Here is a 12456-nt window from a genome sequence, read left to right as displayed (position 1 = left end):
GACCGGGCGACACCGCGGCCACTCAGAAACGCTCGCCGCCCGGCAGATAGCGCCATTCGCCCGGTGCCAGCTTGCCCAGCGGGATCCGCCCCACGCGCAGGCGGCGCAGGCTGATCGCTTGCAACCCGACCTCGGCGCACATGTGCTGCAGCTGCCCGGGCTGCACGTGCTTGATCGCGAAGCGCAGGCGGTCTTCGTTCTGCCAGCTGACCTTGCACGGCGGCAGGCTGCGCTGCCGGTAGACCAGGCCGTGCGCGAGCCGCAGCATGCCGTAGGGGCGCAGTTCGCCGCGCACCTCGGCCACGAATTCCTGTTCGATCGAGGTCGCGTCCTCGGTCAGGCGGCGCAGCACGCGGCCATCCTGGCTCAGCACCAGCAGGCCGCTGGCCGCATCTTCCAGCGGCAGCGGCGCGTTCAGGCGCAGGAAGTGGCGCTTCAGCACGCGCACCTCGGCGCTGTCCAGCGCGCTGCGCGTGCCTGGAACAGCCAGGGCCAGGGCGGCGTCCAGATCCAGTCCGGCCGGCTTGTGCAGCAGCAAGGTGGCCGGTTCCACCGCGCCCAGTTGCGCGTCGGCGGCCAGGGTCACCTGCTGCGTGGTCACCGCGGCCTGCGGTTCCTCGACCACCACGCCGTCCACGTTGACCCAGCCGCCCTCGATGTACTGCTGCGCTTCGCTGCGCGAGCACGGCAGCATGGCGGCCACGTATTTGTCGAGGCGGGTAGGGGCGGACATCGACACGCTCGGCGATCAGGGCAGGGCAGTGTACGTGCAGCCGTCGCCGCACGGCCATGCGCGGCACGCGCCGCGCCGCTCAGGCATCGGCGGCGCCGGCGAGGTCGAGCTGGGTCAGATACAGGCGCAGGTCGAATTCCAGCTGGTGGTAGTCCGGCGCCATATGCATGCACAGCTGGTAGAACGGCTTGTCGTGCGCGCTTTCCTTCATGTGCGCCAGTTCGTGCGCCACGATCATCTGCAGGAACGCTGCCGGCGCATCGCGGAACACGCCGGCGATGCGGATCTCGCGGCTGGCCTTGAGCCGGCTGCCCTGCACGCGCGAGACGCTGGTGTGGGTGCCGAGCGCGTGCTTCACCGCCTGCAGCCGGTTGTCGTAGATCACCTTGTGCAGCGGCTCGCAACTGCGCATGTGGCGGTCCTTCAGCGCCAGCGTGTAGTCGTACAGCTGGCGGTCGTTGCGCACCGGATTGGGTGCGCCGTAGCGCTTGCGTAGCCATTCGCCCAGGCGATCGCGCGCGATCAGCTCGCGCACCTGGTCCTGCACATGCGGCGGGTAGCCGACGAGGTATTTCAGCGCTTGCATGGCGCCACGATAGCGCGCCGTGGCCGTCGACACGCGCCGTGGCCGCCGCCGCACGGCTGCGGCCATGGGCTGGCCGCAGCGGGTATGATGCCGGCCAACGTCTTGGATCGACTGGATTTTCCCGATGCGCAATCCCCTGCAGGAACAGCTGCTCAAGGCCGGCCTGGTGAAGAAGAACCAGGTGGCGCAGGTCGCGCGCGAGCAGGCCAGGGCGCGCCACGGCAAGGCGCCGCCGCCGCCCAGCGCCGAGCAGCTGGAGAGCGAGCGCTTGCGGCTGGAGCGGGTGGAGCGCGACCGCGCGCTGGCCGCCGAGCGCAACGCGCAGGCGCGTGCGCAGGAGCAGCGCGCGCAGGCGCGGCAACTCATCGACAGCCACAAGCTCAAGGCCGATGGCGAGATCGACTACCACTTCACCGACGCCGGCAAGATCCAGCGGCTGCGGGTGGATGCGGCGCTGCGCGCGCAACTGATCAGCGGCGCCGTGGCGATCGCGCGCCTGGACGCCGGCTATGCGCCGATCCCGCGCGCAGTGGTGGAGAAAGTGGCCAGCCGCGATCCCGCCGCGATCGTGCTCGACACCACCCAGGCCGCGCCGGCCGCCAGCGGCGAAGACGATGCGTACTACAGCCGCTTCCAGGTGCCGGACGACCTGATCTGGTAGCGGCCTGCGCGCCGCTCGCCGCGGCGAGCGCAGTCGTTGCCGGCCGCCGATCTAGCTGGCCTACGCCGGCCTGTGGCCGCCGCCGGTGCTGGCGCCGACGAGCTGCAGCCGAGCGCGCGCAGGCGCTAGCGCAGGTTCCGTTCATACGCAAGAGGTGCGACTGGCGTAATATGCGCGGTCACGCTTCAGCGTCACGTTCCTACACGCGTCTCGTCCGGCCGTTTCTGTCGCCCGACTCGCCCCTCTTTTCGCGCCAGCCTCCGTCCCGCTTTGGGCCGGACCCACCGGGAGCGCCTGTGTCCGGCTACGCCACCCAGATCAACACGCTCAACCTGGGCGGCCAGGACTATCGCATCCGTTCGCTGCTCGATACCCAACAGTTTTCCGATCCCGACGCGCAGGCCGAAGCGGCCGGCATCTCTTCGGCGCAATGGAGCCTGTTCGGCAACGTGTGGCCGGCCGGGCGGCTGCTCGCCGAAGCGATGGCGCTGTTCGACATCGCCGGCAAGCGCATCCTCGAAATCGGCTGCGGCCTCGGCCTGGCCAGCCTGGTGCTGCGCCGCCGCGGCGCCGACATCCTCGCCAGCGACCGCCACCCGCTGACCGAAGTGTTCCTGGCCTACAACGCCGCGCTCAACGAACTGCCCGCCGTGCCGTACCGCCGCCTCGACTGGGACCAGCCCAACCTCGAGCTGGGCCGTTTCGAGGTGATCATCGGCAGCGACGTGCTGTACGAACACCAGCATCCGGGCATGCTCGCCGCGCTGCTGGCGCGGCACGCGACGGCCAGCGCAGAAGTGCTGATCGCCGATCCGGGCCGCGGCAACAGCGCCGCGCTGACCCGCGCGCTGGCCACGCAGGGCTATGCGCTCAGCGAACAGCGCGAGCTGCAGCTCAGCCCCGGCGACCTGCCGCCCTACCGCGGCCGCGTGCTGCGCTTTCGGCGCGCCGCCGCGCCCATCGGTGCCGCCGCTTGAGCGCGCAACCGACGACCCGCGCCGCGGCCGAAAAATCCGTCGCCTGCGATCGCTGCGACGCGATCTGCTGTCGCCTGACCGTGCTGCTGATGCCCGACGACAAGGTGCCCGACCACCTCACCGAGCACACCGCGCAAGGCCTGCACGTGATGGCGCGCGACGAGGACGGCTGGTGCGTGGCGGTGGACAGCAAGCGCATGTGCTGCTCGATCTACGAACAGCGCCCGGCGATCTGCCGCAAGTTCACGATGGCCGGCCCGTATTGCCGCGACATCCGCCGCATCCACAACGATCAGTTGGCGCGCGGCATTCCCCTGACGATGTACTGACTCCAGGAGATCCACCATGGCACGTCCCACCAGCAAGACCCCGCCCCCGACCGCCAAGACCGCACGCAGCGGCGGCGGCGACAAGGCGCAGAAAGGCCTCAGCCGCGAGCGCATCGAGGCCGACATGGCCGCGTTCCGCAAGGCCGGCGGCCGCGTCGAAGTGCTCGGCACCACCCGCGTGCTGAAGAAGGTCGACGAAGCCGAAGCCGGCTGAGTCCGCGCGTCGCGGCAGCGCCGCCCGCGATGTCGGCGCCGTCTTCACGGCGCCGGCCGATAATCCAGGCCTCTTTCTGCGCTAGCCGCACGGCATGCTCCTGCGATCCCTGTCCGCCGAACTGGGCCAGCCGGCCTGGGGCAACTGCCGCGATGGCGAACCGCTCGAGTTCGGCATGCGCATGGCGTTCCAGCCGATCGTCGACGCGGACGCGCGCGCGGTCTACGCCTGCGAGGCGCTGGTCCGCGGCGAGGACGGCAGCGATGCGGCGGCGGTGCTGGCGCGGCCATCCGGTGCCGCTGGGACTCGGCTAGGACGCAAGCGCACGTCCTAACAAGACACTGATCGCGCGAACGGTATCGTGCCTGGTCTGCACGCCGCCGCCGCACGGCACGTGCCTCCCATCGACAAGGTGACCCATGGAACAATCCGTCCACCCGTTCGCCGAGCTGTTCGCGCAATTGGGCCTGCCCAATAGCGAAACCGAGATCCGCCAGTTCATCGCCCGCCATTCGCCGCTGCCGGACACGATGCGGCTGGAAGAGGCGCCGTTCTGGACCCCGGCGCAGGCGCAGCTACTGCGCGAGGAGCGCCGCGACGATGCCGACTGGGCGATGGTGGTCGATCAACTCAACATCGCCCTGCACTCGCGGCCGGTGCCGCCGGTCAGCAGCGCCGCCAACGACGACTGAGCGCCTAGGGCGTGTCATCGATTCCCGCAGGGCCGCTCTTGCGCGTGTACGCTGCCGTATTATCGCTCTGGCGTGGACACGGTGTTCCCTTCCTTCCTTTTGCCCCATGCACGCGCAAGCGTGGCGCGATCTGCTTGGGAATTGATGACACGGCCTAGGGCCTGCCCCAATCGCATTGCCAGGCCCTAGCATGAAGCTGCTGCTGGTATGTCTGGGCAACATCTGCCGTTCGCCGATGGCCGAAGGCGCATTGCGCCATCGCTTGGAGCGCTCGCCGCTGGCCGGCCAGGTGCAGGTGGATTCGGCTGGGACCGGCGACTGGCACAGCGGCGAGCCGCCGGACCAGCGCGCGATCGCCTGCGCCCGCGGCCATGGCGTGGACATCGCCGGGCTGCGTGCGCGGCAGTTGCAGGCAACCGACTTCGCCGCGTTCGACTGGATCCTGTGCGCCGACGCGGCCAACCTGCGCGACGTGCGCCAACGCGCACCGGCCACCGCGCTGCAGCGGGTGGCGCTATGGCTGCCCTGGGCCGGCCTGGACGGGCGTCGCGAGATCCCCGACCCGTACACCGGCGGCAGCGCCCAGTTCGAGGAGGTCTGGCGGCTGGTGGACGCCGCCGCCGCCGGCAGCGTGGCGCGACTGTCCGCCGACGGCGGCTCCGGCATAATCGGCCGATGAACGCGATCGCCGCCCTGGAACTGCCGCAGCCCGGCATCTGGCTCAACGCCGCGCCGACCACGCTGCGCGAGCAGCAGGGCCGCGCGCTGGTGCTGGCCTTCGTCAACGCCGCCTCGGTGTGGTGCGCGCAGCGCCTGGGCGAACTGGCGCAATGGCAGGCGCGCAATCCGGGGCGCCTGCAGCTGATCGTGGTGCAGGTGCCACGCTTCGACAGCGAGCGCGAACCGCAGCGGGCGCTGAAGCTGCTGCGCAGCCAGGGCGTGTCGGCGCCGATCCTGCTCGACGCCGACTGGGCCGCCTGGCAGCGCTTCGACGTGCAGGCCTGGCCGACGCTGGTGCTGCTCGATGCTGGCGGCTACGAGCGCGAGCGCTTGGTCGGGATCGGCGGCGCCGATCTGGAAAAGGCGCTCAACGCGCTGTGCGCCGGGCAGTCGCTGCCGCTGGACGAGGAATTGCGCGATGCGCGTGAGACCCAGCCCGAGCCGCGCCTGCCGCTGCGTTTTCCGGTCGGCCTGGCGGTCGCCGACGATCGCCTGTACATCGCCGACAGCGGCCACCACCGCATTCTCGAATGCACCACCGGCGGCCGCGTGCTGCGCCAGTTCGGGCTGGGCACCGCCGATTTCATCGACGGCGGGATCGGCGAGGCAGCGTTCCACCGGCCGCGCGGGCTGGCGCTGGAGCGCGGCGTGCTGTACGTCGCCGACACCGGCAACCATGCGCTGCGCCGGATCAACCTGCTCAGCGGCCAGGTCGACACCCTGTGCGGCAACGGCCGCGCCGGCGAACCGGTCGAAGGCCCGGTGCAGCACGCGCAGCAGGCGCCGCTGAATCATCCGCAGGACGTGGTGGTGGCCGACAACCAGGTGCACATCGCGATGGCCGGCGACAACCGTATCTGGAGCTACGAGCTCGGCAACCGCAGCCTGCGCTGGCGTGCCGGCGCCGGCGTGCTGGAACTGCGCGACGGCAGCGGCCACCTGGCCGCGTTCGCGCAGCCGTGCAGCCTGGCCGCGGTGCAGCAGGCGCTGTACGTATGCGATGCGCTGGGTTCGGCGGTGCGCTCGCTGCAGCTGCGCGGCGACCTGGTGCAGACCCTGCTCGGCGGCCAGGGCCCGTGGGATTTCGGCAACGAGGACGGCCCGCGCAGCCGCGCGCGCCTGCAGTTCCCGCAGGCGATCGCGCTGAGTCCGGAATCGCCGCTGCTGTGGATCGCCGACAGCGGCAACGGCAGCCTGCGCAGCCTGCGCCTGGGCGGCGGCGACCTGTCGACCACGGCCTTGCCGCGGCGCCTGCACGGCCCGGCCGGGCTGGCGGTGAGCGCCGGCACGGTGTGGATCGCCGAGACCGATGCGCATGCCGTGCTGCGCTACGACATCGCCAGCGGCGAACTGAGCGACGTGCCGATCAGCGAATGACCGCATCTGCGCTGCCCGCGTTCGACGGCAAGGCCTTCGCCGCCAACCTCAGTACCGCGCCCGGCGTCTACCGCATGTACGCGGCCGACGACACCTTGCTCTACGTCGGCAAGGCCGGTGCGTTGCGCAAGCGCGTGTCCAGCTATTTCAGCGCCTCGCCGAAGAACGCGCGGACCATGGCCATGCTGGCCCAGGTCGCGCGCATGGACGTGACCGTGACCCGCAGCGAAGGCGAAGCGCTGCTGCTGGAGAACCAGCTGATCAAGTCGCTGGCGCCGCGCTACAACGTGTCGCTGCGCGACGACAAGAGCTATCCCTACGTGCTGCTGACCCGCGAGGAGTGGCCGCGGATCGCGCTGCACCGCGGCCCGCGCGCGGTACTCGGGCGCTACTTCGGCCCGTATCCGGGCGTCACCGCGGTACGCGAGACGCTGAACCTGATGCACAAGCTGTTCAAGCTGCGCAGCTGCGAGGACAGCGTGTTCCGCAACCGCTCGCGGCCATGTCTGCAATACCAGATCGGCCGCTGCAGCGCGCCGTGCGTGGCGTTGGTGGCGGCCGACGAATACGCCGAGTCGGTGCGCCGCGCCACGCTGTTCCTGGAAGGACGCAGCGACCAGCTCGGCGATGAGCTGGTGCAGGCGATGCAGGCCGCCAGCGAGCAACTGGAGTTCGAACGCGCCGCACGCCTGCGCGACCTGCTCGGCTCGCTGCGCAGCATGCAGAGCCGGCAATACGTGGACGGCCGCGCCGCCGACCTGGACGTGCTCGCCTGCGCCACCCAGGGCGCCAACGCCTGCGTGCTGCTGCTGGCATTCCGCGACGGCCGCAATCTAGGCACCCGCGCGTTCTTCCCCAAGACCAACGGCGAGGACAGCGCCGCCGAGGTGCTCGGCGCGTTCGTGTCGCAGTACTACGCCGAACAGCCGCCGCCGCGCGAGGTGCTGCTGGACCGCGAGATCCCCGACGCGGAACTGATCGAAGCGGCGCTGGGCTCGGCCGCCGAGCGCAAGGTGCAGCTGCGCTGGAACGTGCGCGGCGAGCGCGCCGGCTACCTGGAGCTGGCCAGCCGCAACGCGCAGGCCACGCTGGCCACCGAACTGACCAGCCGCAACGCGCAGCACGCGCGCAGCGAGGCCTTGCGCGAGATGCTGGAACTGGCCGAGCCGGTCCGGCGTGCGGAGTGTTTCGACATCAGCCACACCATGGGCGAGGCCACCGTGGCCTCGTGCGTGGTGTTCGACGCCAGCGGCCCGGTGCGCAGCCAGTACCGGCGCTACAACATCAGCGGCATCGAGCCGGGCGACGACTACGCGGCGATGCGCCAGGCGATCGAGCGCCGCTTCCGCCGCGCCGCGGAGGGCGAGGGCAAGGCCGACGCGGTGCTGCCCGACGTGCTGCTGATCGACGGCGGCGCCGGCCAGCTGGCGCAGGCCAACGCCGCGCTCGCCGACCTGGGCGTGGACGGCATTCTGGTGATCGGCGTGGCCAAGGGCGCCGAGCGCCGCGCCGGCCACGAGACCCTGGTGATGCCGGACGGACGCGAATTGCGCCCTGGCGCGGCGTCGCCGGCGCTGCAGTTCATTCAGCAGGTGCGTGACGAGGCGCACCGTTTCGCGATCACCGGTCATCGCGGGCGGCGCCAGAAAGCGCGCATGACCAGCAAGCTGGAGGACATCCCCGGCATCGGCCCGCGCCGCCGCGCCAGCCTGCTCAAGCATTTCGGCGGACTGGCCGGACTCAAGGCCGCCGGCGAGGCCGAGATAGCGCGCGTGGAAGGCATCAACGACGCACTCGCTGCACGAATCTACGCTAACCTGCACGGGTTGCCGGTGCCCGATCCGGCAGGCGAGTAGAGCAGCGCGATGAAGTTGACCATCCCCACCTGGCTGACGCTGCTGCGCATCGTGATGATTCCGGTGCTGGTGCTGGTGTTCTATCTCCCCTACACGTGGACGAACTTCGCCTCGGCGGCGATCTTCGGCCTGGCCGCGTTCACCGACTGGCTGGACGGCTGGGTGGCGCGGCGCTACCACCAGTATTCCGCGTTCGGCGCGTTCCTGGATCCGGTGGCCGACAAGCTGATGGTCGCGGTGGCGCTGTTCCTGATCGTGCAGGGCCACCCGACGCCGTGGATGGCGTTCTGGGCGGCGGTGATCGTCGGCCGCGAGATCGCGGTGTCGGCGCTGCGCGAGTGGATGGCCGAGATCGGCCAGCGCGCCAAGGTGCGGGTGGCGATGATCGGCAAGGTCAAGACCACCGCGCAGATGGTCGCGTTGCTGTGCCTGCTGTATTCGGTGATGCCCGACGGCTCGCCGCCGCAGAGCGTGTGGATGGGCCTGTTCATCTTCCACATCGGCGACTGGACACTGGCGATCGCCGCGATCCTGACCCTGCTGTCCGGCATCCAGTATCTGCATGCGGCCTGGCCGAGCCTGCGCGCCGACGAGCGCGCCGCGGTGGCGGACAAGAATGCGAAAAAAATCGAAGGCAACGGTTGACAGCCTGCCGGTTCCCGGTAAAATTCGCGGCCTCAAGCGGGAATAGCTCAGTTGGTAGAGCGCAACCTTGCCAAGGTTGAGGTCGCGAGTTCGAGTCTCGTTTCCCGCTCCACATTATGATCGACAGACTTCCACTGACGTCTGTAAGTCGTTGAAAAGAGGAGCTTCGGCTCCTTTTTTCATTCCAGCAAACGCCACCGAAATCCACTGACAGCCGGCGTTTTTGAGGCCAGAATTGAGGCCAAAGAATGCGGGTGGTACCGGTTCAATCGCACTACTGGAGGCATCCAAAAATTCCTGCCCTTCCTTTGAAGAAGCTTTTGGGCGACAGCGTGACTTTTACGGTCTGCCCAGGAGCTTCGATTTCAACAAATTTCTCAAGCGCATCATCAAACCTGGATGTGAATTTCTCTTTTCTATAGTAGGTCGTGAGTGTAGGCCTTCCATTGACTCCCTCGAAACTGGTGCCTAGGTCCTTAGTGGTACTTCCTTGAATTTCCAGCCCCATTGTTGCGAGGAGATAGTACTTTCCAGGTTTGAGATTGGAGAATTGAAATTGACCTTTGTCATTGGTCATGCCATCAACACGAACCTGCATGGCGACAGGAGACACTTCAAGAGTGTCGTGCCCCTTCTTTGATGAAAGCTGAATTACTTCTTTGAGGTAAGGCGTGGCCGGAAATAGGGAAACAGATTGGTTGCGTGCTAGATAAGTTCCTCCGCCATTTTCCACATGGTGCACCACGCAAGCTGTACCCTGAATCGTGGAGGTGCCCGGTTCCAACGCAGCTTGAGCAGCGCCAAGGTCGAATATTGATTTTGGCTGCAGTACATTGATTTTGCTAGACGTTGATGCCGTGGGCTCTCCGGAAGAATCGTTCCTGGCGCCCACTTCGCCAAGCCTTACTTTCGCCAACATTCCGCACATGGCGTTGCGCATGTCTTCCGGCTTCGCTTCCATTCCTGGAGGCAATGCTGCGATAAGCGTCAACGTATTTAGATTCTCGTCTGCAGTGGCAATTATCTGAAAGCTACGGGATTTGCTCGTCGCTTTTTGAAAAAAAACGAGTTCTATTCTACCAGTTTCTTTTTTTTGTTCGCCGATGGCGAATCCTTCTTTTTCGGCGATCTTATGAACTTGCGCTATGGCATCGTTTTCATTTAGGTTCTGTGACGCTCTCCATGTACTGAACATCAAGACACCCGGCGAAGAATTCATATTAAAATTAGCTTCGCAAGAGGCTGCTTCAGCTATCGGTAAATAGCTCGCCAGCGAAATATTAAATAGCAAGAAATAAATTATTTTTGAAACTCGCATTGTTCTCTCCATGCCTGATTAGCTCTGAGCCTTAGCGGATTGTCGCGGCATTTAGGTCGCTCAGCACACACCAGGTGATCATCAACAACCAGAAGGGCTTGATCTCGTTGCCGAGGCAAGTTGCTGTTGTTTCAACAGTCTGCCTAATCCCGGGCGGGTCGGCGCTAGAGACTGCGCCCACCGCGCGCAGTATGCTGCTGTTCCTGCACCTGCTGCCGCTGCGACTCCATCGCTTGCTGCACCGCTTGCTGCTCCTGCCGGTTCACCGTTTCGATCGCTTCGGCCCGCAGTGCGCGGCCAGGCTCGGCATTGGCCAGTTCCTGCGTCATCTGCCGAAACGGGGCCCCGGTCGCCGCTCTGCGAGGCGGCCAGCATGCGGTTGAGGAACGCGGCAGGATCGTCGTGCAACGTGGGGGTGGCCTCGCCATTCGCCACCTTTATCACATCCTCGTGCCCAAGCACCCGCAGTGGGGGCTGCCAGTCCTGTGGCGCGTGGCTGCGCTCTTCGCGCAGCTGCTGCATGTGCTCCGGCCACGTCGGTACGCCAACGGCGTTGCGCCCGGCACCCGGCGCAAGCAGCCCGCGCAGTTCGTCGATGGCATCGACGGCCAGCCCCTGCCAGCCCCGCGCCCCGAGCGTCGCCATGACCCGCAGCGACGCCACGTCGTCGCGATACTTGTCGATCATCGGCGTGTAGTGCCGCGCAAGCTGCTGCGCGGCGGGGTCTTCCAACACCGAGCGGTCCGATTTGCCATTGCCATCCACGGGCAGAAAATTGTGCATTCGGTGCGACTCCACCACCAAGCTGCCGATGGGACGCACCTGGTTGCGTGCATCCAGCGCGCTACGGTCGTTGGCGTAGCCAGCACGTTCCAGCGAGGCGATCTCCTGCGGTGTGGCATACACCCGCACCTGGCCGTAGTGATGGCCGGCGGCCAAACCGTCGCGTAGTGCCTGGCGATCGAACTCGGTACCACGGTGCACGACGATGAGTTCGCCGGTATCCATCCGCTGGTAAAGCATGACTTGATAGCCGGAAGGCCGATCCACGTATTCTGGGCGTTTGTAGAAAGTGCCACCGATGTCTGCCGCTTTGCTATTCCTTTCTGTCTCTTGCGGCTTGTCATAGACATCGCGCGCAAGTGCAGCGTACTGCTGACTGGCCATGTTCATGGAGCCACCTTTCCCGTGGTTAGCGTAACTTTTAAAATATTATGGCGCGCACTCTCATTGAACTATTCAATTTTTATTCTACCGCTATCAGGAAAGTTATCCATATCCTCCATGGGGTAACGGCCCTTCCAAAAATAGGTGATCTTTGGCGTGAGACCATAAATTTCGCCCTTAAGCAGTGCGGGCTGGAACCGCGTCTCTTCATGCTTTCCTGTCGCACTCAGCGTAATCCACACCCCGCTCAGTTCAAACCGGTGAATACCCTTGTCATAGTAGTTCGTATCCATCACGCCATCGGCATGGATGGTGGCTACATAGGTTGTTCCGTTGGTCTTCTGGAAATGGATGGGAATGCTGTCTTCCTTTGGTTTGGTTGACATGCAAAATATTGGGTCAATCGTCGCGCTGTCATCACGATTGGTCATGTCATAGAACGCTGCGCCCGACACATACCCAAACGGCCCCGGAGCATCCTCGATGGTCACGGTGATCCGATACGCTTGCGTGGGATGCGGATTTTTTCGGTAGACCGGATCGCCATCGGCGTCTGTCTTGCCAGAAACAGCATTCATCGGGTTACACCCCGCCAACAAAAGAAAGAGAAGAACACCGGGAACATGGATTTTCATAGGCCGCGTCACACGACAAGCATATGTTGCGCTACTTGCTGGGCAGCCGTGATGAGCTCGGCCAGCCGACGGCATATGCGCTTTACATTGACGCTATGCAAGACCAATGCGCCCACCAGTAATAGAAAAAACGAGCCTGACTCGGGTACCCGCATCACGACATTAAGTGAAATCGGAACCGCTGCCGCTGCGATGGTCAATAGTCCCATCAGTACCGTCATGCCTGTCGCACGGAGAATCGCTGCGCGCAATTGCTTCAATTGCGCAGTGCGCTTGCCGCCTGATTGCAGGTGCTTCCAGATACGTGATGCTCGTGCAACCAGTTTTGCCAGTACGACGACCACACTGAAGTGCAATAGCGCACCGATGCTTGCCATCCATTGCGCCAACACGAGCGCGATACCGCCTGACAGACGATAGGCCACGACCGCCATGCAGGCAGTGAGCGAGAGCGTCAAGATAACGATGGTCAGCAGGGTGGACACACGCTCGACCGACCGCTGCCAACCGATATGCCGAGGTATGGACATCTGATCCATCTCACTG

The 12456-nt window shown here is 65.8% G+C and carries 15 protein-coding genes, 1 tRNA gene and 1 pseudogene; 11 read left to right on the top strand and 6 right to left on the bottom strand.

Annotation, left to right across the window (positions count from 1 at the left end):
- Nucleotides 1-22 precede the first annotated feature (22 nt).
- Together FZ025_RS20955 and FZ025_RS20950 are read right to left on the bottom strand one after the other, a co-directional pair.
- Entirely contained in the window at nt 23-733 is a 711-nt protein-coding gene (locus FZ025_RS20955; protein ID WP_046978747.1) for an rRNA pseudouridine synthase, read from the bottom strand.
- Between the two features lie 79 nt (nt 734-812).
- Nucleotides 813-1319 (bottom strand): YgjP-like metallopeptidase domain-containing protein, encoded by a 507-nt coding sequence (locus FZ025_RS20950; RefSeq protein ID WP_046978763.1) that lies wholly within the window; start codon nt 1317-1319, stop codon nt 813-815.
- Between the two features lie 124 nt (nt 1320-1443).
- Here FZ025_RS20950 and FZ025_RS20945 point away from each other — a divergent pair, with 124 nt between their 5' ends.
- The 11 genes from FZ025_RS20945 (at nt 1444) to FZ025_RS20895 (ending at nt 8902) form a co-directional block, all read left to right on the top strand.
- Nucleotides 1444-1980, top strand: a complete 537-nt coding sequence (locus FZ025_RS20945; RefSeq protein ID WP_046978748.1) for a DUF2058 domain-containing protein — start codon at nt 1444-1446, stop codon at nt 1978-1980.
- 296 nt (nt 1981-2276) lie between these two features.
- Nucleotides 2277-2957, top strand: coding sequence for a class I SAM-dependent methyltransferase (locus FZ025_RS20940; RefSeq protein WP_046978749.1), 681 nt, complete (start codon nt 2277-2279; stop codon nt 2955-2957).
- On the top strand, nt 2954-3286 hold the full coding sequence (locus tag FZ025_RS20935) for a YkgJ family cysteine cluster protein (protein ID WP_046978750.1): 333 nt from the start codon (nt 2954-2956) through the stop codon (nt 3284-3286). The genes FZ025_RS20940 and FZ025_RS20935 overlap by 4 nt, the downstream gene beginning before the upstream one ends.
- 16 nt (nt 3287-3302) lie before the next feature.
- A complete protein-coding gene (locus FZ025_RS20930) occupies nt 3303-3500 on the top strand; it encodes a hypothetical protein (protein WP_046978751.1) in 198 nt (65 codons plus the stop codon).
- A gap of 94 nt (nt 3501-3594) precedes the next feature.
- Entirely contained in the window at nt 3595-3834 is a 240-nt protein-coding gene (locus tag FZ025_RS20925; protein ID WP_046978752.1) for a hypothetical protein, read from the top strand.
- Nucleotides 3835-3919: 85 nt separating this feature from the next.
- On the top strand, nt 3920-4192 hold the full coding sequence (locus FZ025_RS20920) for a DUF2789 domain-containing protein (protein WP_046978753.1): 273 nt from the start codon (nt 3920-3922) through the stop codon (nt 4190-4192).
- A 190-nt stretch (nt 4193-4382) separates the two neighbouring features.
- A complete protein-coding gene (locus tag FZ025_RS20915) occupies nt 4383-4871 on the top strand; it encodes a low molecular weight protein-tyrosine-phosphatase (RefSeq protein WP_046978754.1) in 489 nt (162 codons plus the stop codon).
- Nucleotides 4868-6289, top strand: a complete 1422-nt coding sequence (locus tag FZ025_RS20910; protein WP_046978755.1) for a nhl repeat protein — start codon at nt 4868-4870, stop codon at nt 6287-6289. The genes FZ025_RS20915 and FZ025_RS20910 overlap by 4 nt, the downstream gene beginning before the upstream one ends.
- A complete protein-coding gene (uvrC, locus tag FZ025_RS20905) occupies nt 6286-8145 on the top strand; it encodes an excinuclease ABC subunit UvrC (protein ID WP_046978756.1) in 1860 nt (619 codons plus the stop codon). The genes FZ025_RS20910 and uvrC overlap by 4 nt, the downstream gene beginning before the upstream one ends.
- 9 nt (nt 8146-8154) lie before the next feature.
- Nucleotides 8155-8790: a CDP-diacylglycerol--glycerol-3-phosphate 3-phosphatidyltransferase gene (pgsA, locus tag FZ025_RS20900; RefSeq protein WP_046978757.1), complete on the top strand. Its 636-nt coding sequence runs from the start codon at nt 8155-8157 to the stop codon at nt 8788-8790.
- A gap of 36 nt (nt 8791-8826) precedes the next feature.
- Nucleotides 8827-8902 (top strand) — tRNA-Gly (locus tag FZ025_RS20895).
- 162 nt (nt 8903-9064) lie between these two features.
- Here the strand turns inward: FZ025_RS20895 and FZ025_RS20890 are convergent.
- From FZ025_RS20890 to FZ025_RS20875, 4 genes and pseudogenes are all read right to left on the bottom strand, one after another.
- Nucleotides 9065-10120, bottom strand: coding sequence for a hypothetical protein (locus FZ025_RS20890; protein WP_158185615.1), 1056 nt, complete (start codon nt 10118-10120; stop codon nt 9065-9067).
- Between the two features lie 152 nt (nt 10121-10272).
- Nucleotides 10273-11281: pseudogene (locus FZ025_RS20885) on the bottom strand (hypothetical protein).
- Between the two features lie 62 nt (nt 11282-11343).
- The gene (locus tag FZ025_RS20880) at nt 11344-11910 is read right to left on the bottom strand and encodes a hypothetical protein (RefSeq protein WP_341873197.1); all 567 of its coding nucleotides are present in this window, start codon (nt 11908-11910) and stop codon (nt 11344-11346) included.
- Between the two features lie 8 nt (nt 11911-11918).
- Nucleotides 11919-12449: a hypothetical protein gene (locus FZ025_RS20875; RefSeq protein ID WP_046978758.1), complete on the bottom strand. Its 531-nt coding sequence runs from the start codon at nt 12447-12449 to the stop codon at nt 11919-11921.
- Between the last annotated feature and the right edge of the window lie 7 nt (nt 12450-12456).

This window comes from Xanthomonas hyacinthi (assembly GCF_009769165.1).
Taxonomy (GTDB): Bacteria; Pseudomonadota; Gammaproteobacteria; order Xanthomonadales; family Xanthomonadaceae; genus Xanthomonas_A; species Xanthomonas_A hyacinthi.
Note: the sequence above shows the minus strand (reverse complement) of the source record. Positions and strands in the feature narration are given on the sequence as shown.

Excerpts from the sequence above, each read along its gene's own strand:
- FZ025_RS20955 (WP_046978747.1), bottom strand. The coding sequence starts at position 733 with ATGTCCGCCCCTACCCGCCTCGACAAATACGTGGCCGCCATGCTGCCG.
- FZ025_RS20950 (WP_046978763.1), bottom strand. The coding sequence starts at position 1,319 with ATGCAAGCGCTGAAATACCTCGTCGGCTACCCGCCGCATGTGCAGGAC.
- FZ025_RS20945 (WP_046978748.1), top strand. The coding sequence starts at position 1,444 with ATGCGCAATCCCCTGCAGGAACAGCTGCTCAAGGCCGGCCTGGTGAAG.
- FZ025_RS20930 (WP_046978751.1), top strand. The coding sequence starts at position 3,303 with ATGGCACGTCCCACCAGCAAGACCCCGCCCCCGACCGCCAAGACCGCA.
- FZ025_RS20925 (WP_046978752.1), top strand. The coding sequence starts at position 3,595 with ATGCTCCTGCGATCCCTGTCCGCCGAACTGGGCCAGCCGGCCTGGGGC.
- FZ025_RS20920 (WP_046978753.1), top strand. The coding sequence starts at position 3,920 with ATGGAACAATCCGTCCACCCGTTCGCCGAGCTGTTCGCGCAATTGGGC.
- FZ025_RS20915 (WP_046978754.1), top strand. The coding sequence starts at position 4,383 with ATGAAGCTGCTGCTGGTATGTCTGGGCAACATCTGCCGTTCGCCGATG.
- FZ025_RS20910 (WP_046978755.1), top strand. The coding sequence starts at position 4,868 with ATGAACGCGATCGCCGCCCTGGAACTGCCGCAGCCCGGCATCTGGCTC.
- uvrC (WP_046978756.1), top strand. The coding sequence starts at position 6,286 with ATGACCGCATCTGCGCTGCCCGCGTTCGACGGCAAGGCCTTCGCCGCC.
- pgsA (WP_046978757.1), top strand. The coding sequence starts at position 8,155 with ATGAAGTTGACCATCCCCACCTGGCTGACGCTGCTGCGCATCGTGATG.
- FZ025_RS20890 (WP_158185615.1), bottom strand. The coding sequence starts at position 10,120 with ATGGAGAGAACAATGCGAGTTTCAAAAATAATTTATTTCTTGCTATTT.
- FZ025_RS20880 (WP_341873197.1), bottom strand. The coding sequence starts at position 11,910 with ATGAAAATCCATGTTCCCGGTGTTCTTCTCTTTCTTTTGTTGGCGGGG.
- FZ025_RS20875 (WP_046978758.1), bottom strand. The coding sequence starts at position 12,449 with ATGGATCAGATGTCCATACCTCGGCATATCGGTTGGCAGCGGTCGGTC.